The sequence below is a fragment of the Streptomyces sp. MnatMP-M17 genome, from assembly GCF_900091995.1.
Taxonomy (GTDB): Bacteria; Actinomycetota; Actinomycetes; order Streptomycetales; family Streptomycetaceae; genus Streptomyces.
Window position 1 is genome coordinate 19663 of record NZ_FMDK01000408.1, and the last position, 15121, is coordinate 34783.

Annotated in this window: 12 protein-coding genes and 1 pseudogene; 8 read left to right on the forward strand and 5 right to left on the reverse strand. The window is 66.5% G+C overall.

The window, feature by feature from the left end; all coding sequences use genetic code 11:
• Nucleotides 1-71 precede the first annotated feature (71 nt).
• Both GA0115259_RS18895 and GA0115259_RS18900 read left to right on the forward strand, forming a co-directional pair.
• Nucleotides 72-545, forward strand: coding sequence for a hypothetical protein (locus GA0115259_RS18895; protein ID WP_093598355.1), 474 nt, complete (start codon nucleotides 72-74; stop codon nucleotides 543-545).
• Nucleotides 542-1204, forward strand: a complete 663-nt coding sequence (locus tag GA0115259_RS18900; RefSeq protein WP_093598358.1) for a hypothetical protein — start codon at nucleotides 542-544, stop codon at nucleotides 1202-1204. The genes GA0115259_RS18895 and GA0115259_RS18900 overlap by 4 nt, the downstream gene beginning before the upstream one ends.
• A 43-nt stretch (nucleotides 1205-1247) precedes the next feature.
• On the opposite strand, the gene GA0115259_RS39635 is transcribed toward GA0115259_RS18900, so the two are convergent.
• From GA0115259_RS39635 to GA0115259_RS18910, 3 genes are read right to left on the reverse strand one after another with little or no spacing between them, the layout of a single operon-like run.
• Entirely contained in the window at nucleotides 1248-1907 is a 660-nt protein-coding gene (locus tag GA0115259_RS39635; protein WP_141716618.1) for a hypothetical protein, read from the reverse strand.
• Entirely contained in the window at nucleotides 1904-2716 is an 813-nt protein-coding gene (locus tag GA0115259_RS18905; protein WP_256098046.1) for an IS5 family transposase, read from the reverse strand. The genes GA0115259_RS39635 and GA0115259_RS18905 overlap by 4 nt, the downstream gene beginning before the upstream one ends.
• A 46-nt stretch (nucleotides 2717-2762) precedes the next feature.
• Nucleotides 2763-3347: a DinB family protein gene (locus tag GA0115259_RS18910; protein WP_093598361.1), complete on the reverse strand. Its 585-nt coding sequence runs from the start codon at nucleotides 3345-3347 to the stop codon at nucleotides 2763-2765.
• 993 nt (nucleotides 3348-4340) lie between these two features.
• On the opposite strand from GA0115259_RS18910, the gene GA0115259_RS18915 reads away from it, so the two are divergent.
• Both GA0115259_RS18915 and GA0115259_RS18920 read left to right on the forward strand, forming a co-directional pair.
• Nucleotides 4341-4541 (forward strand): hypothetical protein, encoded by a 201-nt coding sequence (locus GA0115259_RS18915; RefSeq protein WP_093598364.1) that lies wholly within the window; start codon nucleotides 4341-4343, stop codon nucleotides 4539-4541.
• A gap of 358 nt (nucleotides 4542-4899) precedes the next feature.
• Entirely contained in the window at nucleotides 4900-5484 is a 585-nt protein-coding gene (locus GA0115259_RS18920) for a GNAT family N-acetyltransferase (RefSeq protein WP_093598367.1), read from the forward strand.
• Between the two features lie 13 nt (nucleotides 5485-5497).
• Here the strand turns inward: GA0115259_RS18920 and GA0115259_RS18925 are convergent, their stop codons facing one another.
• Complete coding sequence (locus GA0115259_RS18925; protein WP_202450131.1) at nucleotides 5498-7120, reverse strand: ISL3 family transposase; 1623 nt, start codon at nucleotides 7118-7120, stop codon at nucleotides 5498-5500.
• Nucleotides 7121-7404: 284 nt separating this feature from the next.
• Here GA0115259_RS18925 and istA point away from each other — a divergent pair.
• Nucleotides 7405-9044, forward strand: a pseudogene (gene istA, locus GA0115259_RS18930) (IS21 family transposase).
• On the forward strand, nucleotides 9041-9607 hold the full coding sequence (locus GA0115259_RS18935) for an ATP-binding protein (protein ID WP_093598374.1): 567 nt from the start codon (nucleotides 9041-9043) through the stop codon (nucleotides 9605-9607). Before istA ends, GA0115259_RS18935 begins: the two are co-directional and overlap by 4 nt.
• A 181-nt stretch (nucleotides 9608-9788) precedes the next feature.
• Here GA0115259_RS18935 and GA0115259_RS18945 read toward each other — a convergent pair whose 3' ends face one another.
• Nucleotides 9789-10958 (reverse strand): IS4 family transposase, encoded by a 1170-nt coding sequence (locus GA0115259_RS18945; RefSeq protein ID WP_093598380.1) that lies wholly within the window; start codon nucleotides 10956-10958, stop codon nucleotides 9789-9791.
• Nucleotides 10959-11315: 357 nt separating this feature from the next.
• Between GA0115259_RS18945 and GA0115259_RS18950 the strand changes: the two genes are divergently transcribed.
• Nucleotides 11316-12416, forward strand: a complete 1101-nt coding sequence (locus tag GA0115259_RS18950) for a ParB/RepB/Spo0J family partition protein (RefSeq protein WP_107469215.1) — start codon at nucleotides 11316-11318, stop codon at nucleotides 12414-12416.
• A gap of 130 nt (nucleotides 12417-12546) precedes the next feature.
• Nucleotides 12547-15039 (forward strand): aminopeptidase N, encoded by a 2493-nt coding sequence (gene pepN, locus GA0115259_RS18955; protein WP_093598386.1) that lies wholly within the window; start codon nucleotides 12547-12549, stop codon nucleotides 15037-15039.
• Nucleotides 15040-15121 lie beyond the last annotated feature (82 nt).

Consider the following 15121-nt stretch of genomic DNA (forward strand, 5'->3'; position numbering starts at 1 on the left):
GAGGTTCCCCAGCACGGACAACGAGTCCGACGAGACTGCCGTACCGCGCGGGACGGCGAGCAAGGAGAGAAGTGAGCGTCGAGAGCGAGCAGTACGCATTCGTCATGGAGCGGCTGAAGGCCGACTTCCCAGATCTGGCTTCCCAGTTGGACCAGGAACTCAAACGGGGCCGTGCAGTGTCCGGCCAGAAGCTCCGGCATGAGGAGAGGCACGAGAGGGCCAGCCGGCTGGAGGAAGCTCATCTGCCGGCTCTCGGGAAGACCGACGTCGCCGTGATCCCGTACAGCGGGGAAGAACGCGTCGAACTGATCCGGGAGGCACTCCTCACCCTTGCCGAGACCATGTACGCCTCTCGGCGGGCGGCCCTGAAACTGACCATGGAGCGGGGCATGGAGCAGGAAATCCGATTCGGTGACCCCGAGGAGGAGAACCCGTCCTTCATCTACCTTCCTGAGGAAACGGAGCATGCCCGGGCCGTGTTGGCGACCGTGCATGACCTCCTCTCCGAGGGCCTCGACGAGATGCAGCCGGAGCGTGCCCGATGAGCAGGAGCGACCTCATCCTCGCCATTGAGAAGGCGATCGGTGTCCTGAGCCAGGTCTACAGGAACGACGCGGACGAGTCCGACCTCTACGAGGCTTCGCTGCTGGTTCTGGCCCTGGAGGCGGCACAGTCCGCCGGAGGCACGGTGCTGCTGACGCAGAATGGCAGCACCCCCGCCTCGGCTCTCCGGTTCCGCCGGGCCCCGGGGAACCTGTGGTCGGGCGACTTCACCTACGCGCTGGTGACCTTCCCCGGTCTGCAGAAGCAGTTGGAGATCCACCTCGGCGTGTACGTCCTCGGCAGCTCGCGGGTTGCGCATGAATGTGATGTAGCCGTCATCGACTATTTGGAGGCGGAGCGCAGCCGCCGGGGTGCAGTCCATCCTCGGCACAGCAGGGGGCTGATCGCCTCGATCGAGGCGAAGAACTACAGCACCTCACCCGGACTCGGAATCGGCCGCGCGTTCCTGGGGTTGTCCACGGAACTTGGCCAGAAGCGCTGCTCCCTGGTGTTCCCGTCGAAGAGCTCGTCCAATCTGGCCGCGCTCATCGCGAACAAGCCCAGCGAGACGTACGACGAGCTGTTGCCGGGCAAGGACGCGTCGGCTCGGCTACGTTCGCATCTCGACCAGTCCATTCGGAATTGGAAGGCAGGCATGTGAAACCAGGCCGTCGCGTACGCACCCATCCTCGTAGTCACTGGGCTCATCGCCGTTTCGTCGCTCTCCCTTCGCGGCGTGCCCGAAGGCGCTGACTCTTGGATGGGGTGTTGCCAGTTACAGCCGCAAATACGACTTCACGACCACCAGCGAGAATGACTTCAAGCTGCTCTTGGACTCCGGCACTCTCATAGCCGCTGGTTCCAATCCATCCCCCAGCAACAAGCTCGGCGAATTCGGTATTATCCAGGTACCGTTCAACGGTCTTGCGACTGAATGCTTTCGCTTGACCTGGAGAGTTGGCCCGCGCAGAGAGCTGGTCAAAGTACTCCCGAGCGAGGTACATACCAGGCGTGAGCTTCTTCGCGTCCGGGAGGATCGAGTTACCATCGCAGAGCTTGAACCATGACGGCCTTGAGTTAAGTCGATAGTCATCTGTTTCCAGACTTAGCTTGGCGCACTCCTCATCAATCGCCCGCATCCGCTCAAGCTGATCCTGCAGATTACCGTTACTATTCGGATAGTATCTCCATTCTGAGTTCCCCTGGCGAGTCATCCGCTTATATTGTACGAGAACGAAACTATCTCGCGTCTCGTGAAAATATATGAGATCAACCCCGAGGGTTTGTTCTGCCGCTTTGCGGTTCGCATTGTAAATAACAAGACGCTGCGCCCCTTGACTGAAACGAGTAAGAGGATGTCTCACGTGGCGAGTTTTGCGAGTCTCTTGTAGCAGGTGAGGGCTGCGGCGAGGCCGAGGAAGGCAAGGAAGTGGCTGCCTTTTCGCTCGTACCGGACAGTGAGGCGGCGGTAGCCGAAGAGCCAGGCGATCGACCGCTCGATCTTCCAGCGGTGCCGGCCAAGGCGCTCACCGGACTCGATGCCGGGCCGGGCGATCCGAGGAACGAGGCGGCGATCTCGGAGCCAGCGCATCTGTTCCGCGGAGTAATACGCCTTATCCGCGCGGACCTTGACCGGTCGGCTGCGGCGGGGTCCGCGCCGGGAGCGGATGGCCGGTATCCCCAGGATGAGCGCCTTGAACGCCTGGCTGTCGTGCAGGTTCGCACCCGACACCGCCACGACCAGCGGCAGGCCCTGCCCCTCGGACAGCACGTGTAATTTGCTGCCCTTCTTACCGCATCGACCGGATTCGGCCCGGTCAGCGAGCCCCCATTTGCCCGCACCGACGCGGCATCGACGATCGCGGACGACCAGTCCAACTCGCCCCTGGCGCCGAGTTCGTCCAGCACCGCCCGGCAGCCTGCGCCACAACCCGACCTCGGTCCACACGCTGAGCCGACGGTGCGCGGTGGCCGGCGATACACCGAACGATTCCGGCAGATACCGCCACGCACACGCACTCGTCAGTACGCATACCACAGCCGTGAACACCGCCCGCTCGTCACGCGGAGCGGTCCCGCCACCTTGCGGTCGAGCCGCGAACGACGGCAGTAGCGGGGCGACCAGTTCCCAGAGCTCATCACGAACCAGACGCTTCGACAGATCAGCCCTCACAGCCGCCATCATGCCGCTCGAACATCAAGTCACGTGGCACAGCCCTCTATGCTTTGACCGATGCGGCCGATCTGGCGGCCTGCTCGATCTTCGCGTAGTGGGCGTTGCGGGCTTCCTCATCGATCTGCATCTCGTGTTCGGGCCGCATCCCGGTTCGGCCATCGACGTCTTCGCGCAGGATGTCGGCGTGCCCGGCATGCCGGTTGGTCTCGCCGAGGACGTGGACCATGATGGCGAACAGGTTCGTGTTGGCATACGGCTCCGGCCACCACGGCACGTGGCCGGGGGCGTCGAGGGGAAGCTCGTTGACCGTCGCGTCCGAGTGTTCCCACGTGCGCCGGTAGAACCCGATGATCTGATCGCGGGTCTCATCCTCAGCCGCCCACTGATCACTGCCGTCGGAGTCCTGCCACCGGGACAGCGGTTCCGGGGAAGGGCGGTCGAAGACCTCGCCGAAGTACCTGGCCTCGACGGTGGCCACGTGTTTGACCAGGCCAAGAAGGTTGGTCCCGGTCGCCGTCAGAGGTCGGCGGGCGTCGTATTCGGACAAGCCGTCGAGTTTCCAGAGCAGCGCCTCGCGGTCCCGCCGCAGTCTCCCGTGCAGGTTGTCCTTCGCGAATTCATCGATCATGCGGCATTAGCCTGCCATGGACTACTCACGGCCTCAAGATCCCGTACGTGGACCGCAACGACCGGAAGAGCCGAAGTCTGGCCATAGCCAGTGCCCCGAGCTGCCACAAGAAGCCGACGGAACTTGCCACGTGAGACAACGTCTAAAAGCCGATCGGTTCAGCCAGTCTTCAGGGCCGAGGCAATCGCGGAACCGGTGCGCATCATGTGTGATCATGTCATCTTCATGAGATGGGCCGTCTTGATGCTGAATGCGCTCGATGAACGATTGGTTCGGACTCCCCGAAAGGGACCAGCCGGCTATGTGGCCCGGATCGAAGCCCGCCATCCTGACGGATGCGAGTGTGGCGTCGCGCGTTTGTTGCAAGACTTCGTCAGACCGTGTTTCTATCGGTATGCCGCCATCAACCGTTCCGAGGCGAGCGAGGTGCGGGGCGACGTCTCCGGCAGCCCCAGTCAGAGCCGCAAGCAGACGCTTCCCCGTTCTCTCCGGCAGCGCTCCATTTCGCGACAAATATCCATGACATTGCTTTGGGGCGGAATCAACCAGCGAAGCCCACGGGAGAGGCCGACGTAGACGGTAGGGCATGACGACTTCCACTCGCCGCTTCAGATCGTCGCCAGCGCCGAACGTCTTGGCTACCCGAGCAATCCAAGACACTCTCGGATCCTTGGATGTCGAGCCAGTCACTATAAGAGTGATATGAGAACCTTGCCAGTATTTATACGGCTGCGTAGTGACTGCGTAGTGACCCATCGCGGATAATACCCGTCCGACCTCTCTTCCCAAAGAGAATCCAGATACTTTTCCTCTGCCTCATCGGTACGGATGATCGCGACCATGCGACACATTCTCCAAGCACGAGCGGTGAATTTCTTCTGTTTTCTACATTCAATCTGCTGGTTCCGGTTGGAGCACCTCAAGAAGAAGGGGGGACGGCTGCGATGTGGGTCCAAGCAGGTAGGTGGTCGTGGTCTTGTCATATCGGATGCGATGACGCGCCAGATCTGCTTCGGCGCCGCAGGCGGACGTAGGGCGGCCAGCGAAGCGAGTCCGGACGCACTGTCCAGAGCCGTTGACCGGCGGCACATCACGGAGAACCTGGAAGCCCTCGGCCTGGCCGTCGGCGCCGTGGCATCCGCCATCACCATCCTGCAGGGGCTCGTCGCTACGGTGGCCGCACTGCACGGCTGAAAGTTGGCGAACGGGCAACAGGACTGAGAGCCATCTGGGAGCCGACCGCTCCCCGCCCTTCGAGACCACCCGAGACCCCGCCACCCAACGCTCTGACCAGGCAAAACAGCGACTTAGCCGCTGTCGATCGGGCCCGAACCTCATTCGGGACGAAGAGGTCGTGGGTTCAAATCCCGCCACCCCGACTTCGTTACAGCAGGTCAGGGCCGGTTTCCCTTCACGGGAGACCGGCCCTGACTGCGTTCCTGAGGGGTGTGGGGGTCTGGCACAAGTTCCGTGACGCGGTTGCTGTGCGTGACGGAGGCAACGTGATCTCCATGTCGCTGTGGCGCAGTGATTCCGAGGCTACGGTGCAGTGATGAGCAACGACTCTCTCCCCGGCACCGCTGTCCGTCTCATCCCGCTGTCTGTCGAGCATGCAGAAGCACTGTTCCCCTCTGCGTCGGATCCCGAGGTCTGGCGGTGGATGCCTCGGCCTCGCCCCGACTCCCCGTTAGAGATGCGGGCAATGATCGCTCAGATGCTGGCGGATCGAGCCCGGCGGTGCTTCGCTGTTCAGCGCCTGACGGACAACGCCGTGATCGGTTCGACCAGTCTGTATGAGCTCGATCTCGCCGCGAGCCGGGCTGAGGTCGGTGCGACCTGGTTCGACCGCTCTTGCTGGGGTGGTCCCTACAATGCCGAGTCCAAGCTTCTGCTGTTCGGATACGCCTTCGACAGTCTGGGTCTTGCCCGGGTCGCCTTGCGGACCGACAACCTCAACGTGCGGTCCCAGCAGGCCCTGACGCGGCTGGGGCTGGTCTATGAGGGGACGCTGCGCAGTCACATGGTGCGCCAGGACGGCACGCGCCGTGATTCGCTGTATTACAGCGTGCTTGCGGACGAATGGCCGTCCGTGCGTGCCAGGCTCCTCGCCCGCGTCGCGGTCAAGACCGCTGCCTGATCTGCGGTTCCCGTCACGGGGCGAGGAGGACTCGCTTCCGCAGGAGTGCGAAGCCGGCGCGGCCGAACATCTGCCGTTTGAGCATCTTGATCCGGTTGACTGCTCCTTCGACCGGGCCGGAGTTCCATTCGGCGGTCAGTCCGGCGGTCACCGCGTCGAAGTCGCTCATCAGACCCGTGGCGAAGCTGCTGATGCCGGGCAGGCCGGCGTCGGTCGCCTCGGTGATCCACTCGGGCAGACGGTCGCCGCTGAGGGTGGTGAGCATCTCCGCGAGCGAGCTCGTCAGCTCTGCGGCGGAGGCCAGTTCCGGGCAGCGGTCGAGCACGGCCTTGCGGCGGAGTTTCTCCTCTTCCGTGAGGGGGGCGGGGTGTCGAGTGAGCCAGCCGGTCACCTGCCGTACCGACGGTGGTGGTGGAGCGGGTGTGAAGCCTTCTCGCTGGGGCAGGTCGCGCCGGATCCAGTCGCGGACGAGGGAGTAGTGGCCGCGGAAGCCTCGGTCGGTGATCTCCCGGTGAAGAGAGAGGATGGTCACGTTCCCTTCAGTTTCGGTCCAGCGTTGGGCCAGGTAGGGCTTGAACGGGTCGAGTTTGCTGGGGAGTTGGCGCTTGCGGCCCTTGACCATGTCCTGCCAGCGGGCGGCTCGGGCGTACCGCTGCACGGTGTGCCGGCCCCAGCCCAGATGATGAGCGACGCCCCGCAGACTCATGCCCTGGGCGAGGAGTTCGTGGACGAGGGCGTGGTGGGCGCGAGCCCGTTCGGCGAACCTGCCGGTCGGATCGGGATCGTCCGGATCGGTGTCTGCGCCGGTTGCCGCCGCTACGGGCGTCTCCCACGCGGGCTCGGGTTCCGGGGCGGGTGGTGGCAGGTCGCGCAGGCACGAGCGGTGGGCGGCGACGGTCTTCTCGACCGCGGAAGCGAGGTTCTGCCAGAGATGGAACCGGTCGGCGACCTGGAGAGCTTGGGGCGCGGCGGTGTCGGCCGCTTCAGCGTAGGCGCCGGCACGGTCGCGGCAGACGACCTCGATTCCCGGGTGGGCCGCGAGCCACGGGGCGAGGCTGGCGGCGTCGCGTTCGGGCAGCAGGTCGAGGACCTGGTGGGTCTCGGCGTCGATCACGACCGTTCCGTAGACATGTCCGCGCCGCAGCGCGAAGTCGTCCACGCAGACGGCCCGGGGCTGGGTCGCGGCCGGGTCGGGCAGGTCCATCACCCGGCGCAGCAGCGTGGTGCGGCTGGTGGTGATGCCCATGACTTGGGATAGGCGGGCACCGGCACGGCCCGCCAGGGCCAGCCCGATCGCGCTCATCGTCTGCCGCAGCCGCTCGGTGACCCGGCCGTGGCGGCGGGTCAGCCCCGGCACCTGCTCCACGAACGCCCGCCGACCGCATGCAGTGGCCCGGCAGAAGAACCGTCGGACCCGCAAGGCGAGTTGCGCTCTCCGCCCGGCAGCGGGCAGATCAGCCGGAAACCGCAGGTAAGAGCTGTGGACCTGTTCTGTCCACTGGGCGCAGTCAGGGCAGGCGGCTCCAACCTGCGTGCATCGCGCCTCGATCCGTATCGCCTCGCCGTCTGTGCCTACGGCCACGACCGCGATGTCGGGGACCGACGGGAACAGCAGCGCGCGCAGCTTGGACAACATCTCGTTCACGGCCACCGAATGTCAGCCGCACCACCCGCACGAGGAGCGGTTTCGAGGCGAGTTCCCAACCCTCCGCAGAGAGATTAACAACTGCATGGAGTAACCGGCTCACGGAACTTGTGCCAGACCCTTGATTTGGCCCCACCCGCCTGTCGGGGGCGACGTGCCCACGTTGGAGTGAATGCTCTGGGCCGTCCGCCTCGCGACGACATGGTGTGGTCCGTCGTTCACGGTCATGTCGGAGGCCGTGTCGTTCGGATGCACGGTCATGTCGGGAGGCCGGGGTGGGTTCGTCGCGGGTCGAACTGTTCGCAAATATCCGCAGGACAGACGTCTTGATCCCTCGATGTCCCAGCGCGCGCTGGCTGAGAAGTACGGGACCCACCGGCGGACTGTGCGTCAGGCGCTTCAGTCGGCCGTACCTCCTCCGAGAAAGACCCCGAAGCGGCGGGTGACGGTGCTCGATCCGGCGAAGCGGTGGATCGACGCCATGCTCTGGGAGGACCAGACCGCTCCGCGGAAGCAGAAGCACACTGCTCGTCGTGTCCAGCAGCGGCTGGCGACCGAGTACGGATTCGATAGCGCGTCGTACTCGACGATCTGCGACTACCTCATCGTCCGCCGGCCTCAGATCGAAGCCGAGGCCCGCCGCGGACGGCAGCACATGGAGGGCATGGTTCCTCAAGTCCATCTGCCCGGTGAGGAAGCCGAGGTCGACTTCGCCGAGGTCTGGGTGCGTCTGGCGGGAACGGCGGTGAAGTGCCAGCTGTTCACACTGCGGCTGTCACACTCGGGCAAGGCTGTCCACCGCGTGTTCGCCTCTCAGGCCCAGGAAGCGTTCATGGAAGGGCACGTCGAAGCGTTCAGAGTGCTTGGCGGAGTCCCGACCCGGCATATTCGATACGACAACCTCAAGCCTGCGGTGAGGCAGGTCTGCACTGGCCGCAACCGCATCGAGTCGGACCGGTGGACCGCGTTCAGGTCGCACTACGGCTTTGAAGCCTTCTACTGCATCCCTGGTCAGGAAGGCGCCCACGAGAAGGGCGGGGTCGAGCAGGAAGGCGGCCGGTTCCGCCGAGCTCACCTGGTCCCGGTTCCCGACGTGGCCTCTCTGGAGGAGCTGAACGCCACGCTCGCCAAGATCGACGAGGTCGAGGACGACCGGCTCCTGCGGGGCAAGCTCACCTCGATCGGCTTCAACTTCCGCGTGGAAGTCGACGAGCTGGCGCCGCTGCCGGCGGAGGACTTCGAGTGCGGGGTCACCCTGACGCCGAAGGTCGACCGGTCCAGCAGGATCACGGTCCGCCAGTGTCACTACTCGGTTCCCGCCCGGTTTATCGGCCAGCAGGTCCGTGTCCTGCTGCGGGGCAACGAGCTGCTGGTCTTCGAACGCCGCAAAGTGGTCGCCCGGCATCCGAGGCTGACCAAGCGCTACGACTACCGCGACGACCTCGACCACTACCTGGAGATCCTGCTGGCCAAGCCCGGGGCTCTGGCCGGTTCGACCGCACTGGCTGCCGCCAGGGCAGAGGGCACCTTCACGCCCGTTCACGAGGCGTTCTGGGCTGCGGCCAGGGCCGCCCACGGGGACGCTGCGGGAACACGGGCTCTGATCGAGGTCCTGCTGCTGCACCGCCGGCTGCCCACGGAGGCCATGCAGATCGGGATCGCCGCGGCGGTGAAAGCGGGCTCCGCGAGTCCGGACGTCGTGGTCATCGAGGCCCGCAAGGCGGAGGCGGCAGCCTGTGATCCGGAACCGCTCCTGGAGGACGAGGACGAACTGCCGCCCTGGGCGGGACCGGGCGCCCAGGTGCTGTCCCTGGCCGACCGCAGACCCCAACTGCCCGCTGACAAACGTCCACCGCCCTCGGTGGACGCCTATGACCAGCTGCTGTCCGGCCGAACGAAAGGCACCTCCGCATGAGCACGACCACCGTGACGGGATCCAATGTCCCTTCACCCCGCCAGGACTCCGACGCCCAGGGAGCCGTCGAGACCGTCATCGACGAAGCCTGCCGGACTCTGCATCTGCCCACGATCCGTGCCCGGTTCGAGGACATGGCCTCCAACGCGATGCGGGAACGGGCCAGCTACAAGGACTGCCTTGCCGACCTCCTGGAGGCCGAATGCGCCCACCGGGAAGAGCGCAAGAAGCTCCGGCTTGTGAGGGAGGCCAACTTTCCCCGGCCCAAACGGCTGGAAGACTTCGACTTCGACGCGAACCCGAACATCACCCCGGAACAGGTCAGTGCCCTCGGGGACCCGTCATGGGTCACCTCCGGCCAGCCGCTCTGCCTCATCGGTGATTCCGGGACCGGAAAGTCGCACCTGCTGATCGGCCTGGGAACCGCGATCGCCGAGGCCGGCCTGAAGGTCCGCTACACAACCACGGCGAACCTGGTCAACGAGCTCGCCGAAGCCGCGGACGAGAAGAAGCTCGGCCGGACTCTGGCCCGCTACCAACATCGCTTCTTAAGTGGCTTGTGAGAGGCCGTCAGGCCGTGGCTCCGTGCCGAGGAGCATCAGGTTGATCGTGTAGGTGGCTCGGCTGGTGGGTGGTTCGCCGGGGCGGAGGGTGCGGTAGCCGGTGCCGGAGCGTTTGGTGGCGCGGGGTGCGGTGCGTCCGGGCCGGGGGCGGACGGCATGGTGGGCGAGATCGGCCATGACCTCACGGGTCTTGGCGGCCAGGCGACGAGGGGGAAAAGTCCGCGCCGACGGTGCGCCGGGCGGCGTTCAGGGCGCTCTTGAAGCTGATCTGCCCAGGTGGGAGGTGATGTTCATGAGCGGTGTCCGTGATCAGCTGCCGGATGGCCTGGTAGACGCAGAGCATGGCCCACAGTTCCTGCTCGATCATGGCGGGGCTGTTGGAGCGCAGGGTGGCGGTGTGCCCGCCCCGCTGCTCGATCTTGATGTGCCGGTAGATCGTTTCGCTGGTCCACCGCCTCGCATACAGCTCCGCCAGCTCGGCCGCGGGCGCGGCGTCCGGGTCTAGGAGCGTGGTGATCAGGCAGAACAACTCCGAAGTCGTCTCGCCGTGTTCGTCGGTGCGGGTGATCGTGTACTCGATGACGCGGACATCGATCGTGCGCTTGGTGCGCTGCTCGCGCAGGCGGGAGCAGTAGGTGCCGTCGGGCAGGGCTTTGACCAGCGGCAGGCGGAAGGAGTCCGACACGCGCCACAGCAGCCCAGCCCCGGTGGCGGCGGCCTTCTCCCACAGGCCGAAGGAGGGAAAGCCGCGGTCGGCCAGCAGCAGCATGTCGGCTGTCAGGTGGTGCGGCAGCCAGTGCGCGAGGGTGCGCTCGCCGGTGGCGAACGGCCCGAAGACGGCGCCGACCAGGGCGTGGGTGCCGCACTCGCCGAGCGCCACCATGCGCGCCTGCGGATAGCCCGCCTTTTGCCCGCCGTTCGAACCGCTGCCGAAGTAGGCGGTGTTGGCGTCGAAGGCGGGCACGTCGAACAGCGTGCCGTCCAGCGACACAAGCCGCAGCCCGCGCCAGAACACCCCCGGCGTCGCCGGCGTGCCCTGCACCCCGGCAACCTGGCCGAACAGCCAGCGCAGCGGGGCTGCCCCCAGCCGGGCACGCGCCTTGGTCACCGAGTTGGTCACCGAGCCGGTCCGGGCCGGACGCGTCCACTTCTCACCCGGCCGACGCGGGATGTTCTCCAGCAGCTCGCGCGACACCCCGCCGTAGCCCTGCCCGGTGAACAGCCACATCACCAGCGTGAAGTACACCACCAGCGTGCTCGGCAGCGCCTTCGTGCGCTCCTCCCACGCCCCGGTCTCCTCGACCGCCTCGTGCACCAGCTCCGGCGTGAACGTCCTGGTCAGCAGCCCCATCCGGACCCGCTCCGGGAAAGTGTCCCCGGCTATGTGATCACGTGCACGAACAGGAGACCCTACCCGACCAAGATCAATCAACGGAAGCGACGTTGCGCGAACGCTTGCGTCGACTCAAGTGACGCCTATCACATGACGTTGCTCGCGTCGCCCCTCGAAGAAAACATTCCCGATCGTTCTGTCATGCAGCATCGCAGGTGACAGCACGCAGACCCTGGAGTAGCCTTCACGGCAGTCCGGCGGCATTCTTGTTGCTCTGCTTCACGGTAAAAGAGAAGTGGCACGGCGAGTGAGATCCGTATTCCAAGGAACAGCGCAGGTGGGAGCGTTGGCGATTTCTCGGGAGAGGATTCTGCAGTGGATTACACGGGGGAGGCTCTTGTTGATGAAGAGGGTCAAGCGGATGGTGATGAGATTCCCGGTCGGCAGCCCGAGTCGCGGCACAGTTTATCGGTTGAATTGAGTCCGGTCGAATCCGTCCCGACGAAATCGATCCGACCCGGTGACTCTCCCCGTCTGGAAGGGGAGGATCATTCGCATGCCCAGACTCTTGCGGATGTCGAACACTCGCTGCCGCCGATAATTGTGCACCGCCCCTCGATGCGGGTGATCGATGGATCGCATCGCCTCATGGCGGCGTTGATGAAGGGCCAGGAGACCATTGATGTCCGGTTCTTCGAGGGTCCCGAGGAGTTGATGTTCCTCATCGCGGTGCAGGAGAACGTCACGCACGGCCTGCCGCTTTCCCGGGCCGACCGCGAGGCGGCGGCACGCCGGGTGCTCGCCGCGCAGCCGCACTGGTCCGACCGGGCCGTCGCCGCGGTGACCGGGCTCGCCGCGAGAACCGTGGCCGCGCTGCGCAGGACGATCATGGAGCGTTCAACTGCGAACCAGACGCAGTTGAACGTGCGTTTGGGTCGGGACGGCAGGTACCGGCCGGTCAACTACAGCCAGGGCCGGCTGCGCGCCAGCGAGGTGGTCGCGGCCTATCCGGAGATGCCGCTGCGTGAAGTGGCACGTCAGGCCGGGGTTTCGGTGGCCACCGCACGCGATGTCCGCCAGCGGATCCAGCGGGGTGCCGATCCGCTCCCGCCGAAGCTGCGTCTGGCCGGACAGGATGCCGTGTCCGAGGACGAGGGCACACTCGAGCCAACCGCCGACCGAACGGTCGGTGAGCAGCAGTCCGCCGTCCGCCAGCGGCCGCCCGTCCTCGTGCCCACCGACTGGCCGGTGCTGCGCGCCAAGCTGCTCCAGGACCCCCTGCTGCGGTACTCGGAATCGGGCAGGACCCTCTTCCGCTGGTACGACACGCACACGATCGGCACGCGGGACGTGGTGGCCGGCGTCGAGGGGGTGCCCCCGCACTGGGTCAATGAGATCGCGGCCGTGGCTCGATCCTGTGGGGAGATCTGGCTGAATATAGCGAGAGAGCTGGAAGGCCAACGGAAAGAGGCGTGATGCGCGCCCCAGGGGAATGCCGATGGCCGGGACCAGAATAGGTTCCCGGCCATCGGCATTCTTATGCTCTCCTTGACGCTCGAACCGGGTCGTACGACGATTCTTTCGCCTCTCGCGAAAGGAAGGTCGTATGCCAAGTCTGACCCGCGAGGAAGCACGGGAACGTGGTTCTCTGCTTCTGGTCCGCGCCTATTGTGTCGACCTCGATCTGACTTCCGGATCGGACACTTTCCGCTCGACGACGAAAATCCGCTTCGACGCCCGGGAGCCCGGGTCGGAAACCTTCTTGGACATCGAGCCGAAGATGCTTCGGTCCATCACGCTCAACGGCCGGGAACTGGATGCCGCAGAATTTTCGGACGGCAGGTTTCCACTGACCGGACTCGACGCCGAGAACGAACTCGTCGTGGTGGCCGACATGAGCTACTCGAATGAGTGCGAAGGGCTCCACCGCTATGTCGATCCGGCCGACGGCGAGACCTATGTGTATTCCTTCGTCTACGTCGACAACGCGCCCCGCGTCTTCGCCTGTTTCGACCAGCCCGACTTGAAGGCCCCGTACGAGTTCGAGCTGACGGTCCCCGAGACCTGGCAGGTGCTCGGCAACAGCGAGGCCGTCCGGACCGGCCCGGGCCGCTGGCGGCTCACCGAGTCACCGGCGCTCGCCACCTATCTCACCGCCCTCGTCGCCGGGCCGTACGCCTCCTTCCGGACCGAGCACAACGGCATACCGCTCGGGCTGCACTGCCGGGCCTCGCTCGCCGACTCGCTCAAGACCGACGTCGACGAGGTCTTCGAGATCACCGCCCAGTGCCTGGACGCGTACACCGCACTGTTCGGCGTGGGGCACCCCTTCGCCAAGCTCGACCAGGTCTTCGTGCCCGAGTTCAGCGTCCTGTCGCTGGACCACCCCGGCTGCGTACTGCTGCGCGAGCAGTACCTGTTCAGCTCGGCCGCCGCCGACAGCGAGCGCGAGACCAGGGCCGTCGTCCTCGCCCACGGCATCTCCCTGCTGTGGCTCGCCGGACTGGTGACCAACGCCTGGTGGAACGACCTGTGGCTGGGCCAGTCCCTCGCCGACTACATGGCGCACCGCGTCACCAGCGAGGTCACCCGCTTCCCCGGGCCGCCCACGACGTTCGCCGCGCGCCGCAAGGGCCAGGCCTACCTGCCCGACCAGCGGCCCTCCACCCACCCGGTCAGCATCGAGGGCCCCGACGTGCGCACGGTGCAGCTGGAGCTGGACCGGATCTCGTACTTCAAGGGCCACTCGGCGCTGCGCCAGCTCGCCGCGCACATCGGCGACGACGCCCTGACCGCCGGACTGCGGACATACTTCGACCGGCACGCCTACTCCACCGCGACCTTCGCGGACTTCCTCGCCGCGATGGGCGAGGCGGCCGGCACCGACCTGACCGACTGGGCCGAGAAGTGGCTGCACACCCCCAACGTGAACACCCTCACCCCCGAACTCACCGTCGCCGACGGCCACATCACCGCCGCCGCCGTCCTCCAAGGGGCCCCCGACAGCCACCCGGTGCTGCGCCCGCACACCATGGACGTGGGCCTCTACTACGCCGACGACAGCACCACCGTCCGGGTCCGGATCGACGGCGCGCGCACCGAACTGCCGGAGCTCATGGGCCGCCCGGCGCCGGTGTTCCTCCTCCTCAACGACGGCGACCTGACCTACGCCAAGATCGGCTTCGATCCCGTGTCGAGGGCGGCTCTGCCGGACACGCTGGCCAGGCTGTCCCCGCTGAACCGGGCGATGGTGTGGTGCGCGCTGCTGCTGGGCGTCCAGGACGGGACGTACCCGGCCGCCGCCCACCTGGCCCTGGTCAGCGGCATGGTCCGTCAGGAGACCGAGCTGTCGATCCTGGCCGAGGTCCTGGAACAGGCCAGGCACGACGTCGCCGACCGCTTCCTCGCCCCGCACGAGCGGCCCGCGGCGACGGCCCGGGTCGCCGCCGCCCTGCGCGAACGGCTCGCCCGCACCGACTCCGACGACGAGCGGCTGATCACCCTCTTCCGGGGGCTGGTCGACTTCACCTCGGACACCATGGAGCTGTCCGGCTGGCTGGCCGGCGACGGACTGCCGCCGGGGCTGGAGCTCGACACCGACATGAGCTGGCGCATCCGCTACCGGCTGGCCGTGCTGGGCGGGATGGACACGGCCGACATCGCCGCGGCCCTGGACGCCGGACCGGGCGCCGTGGCCGAGCAGTTCGCGGCGAAGTGCCGGGCGGCGCTGCCCGAGGCGTCCGCCAAGGAGGCGGCGTGGCACGCGATCATGCGCGGCACGGACCTGTCCAACTACGAACTGTGGTCCCTGGCCGAGGGGTTCTGGCAGCCCGAGCAGAGCGCGCTGACCGAGCCGTACGTCGAACGGTTCTTCCGGGACATGCCCGCCGCCGCCCGGGGCCGCGGCGATCTGGTGCTGGACCTGCTGCTGCGCTTCCTCTACCCGCGCTACGCCGCCACCCCCCGCACGCTCGAATCGGCGCAGCGGATGATCGCGCTCGACGGGCTCCCGGTGACGCTGCGCCGCCGGGCCGCGGACCACACCCACGATCTGCGGCGGGTGATCGCGGCACGGGCGGCACGGGCGGATGAGGGGTGACGCCGTGAGGGTCGCGATCGTCGGCGGCGGGATCGCGGGCGCGCTGCTCGCCTGGCGGACGGTGCGGGCGCCGGGCGGCGCG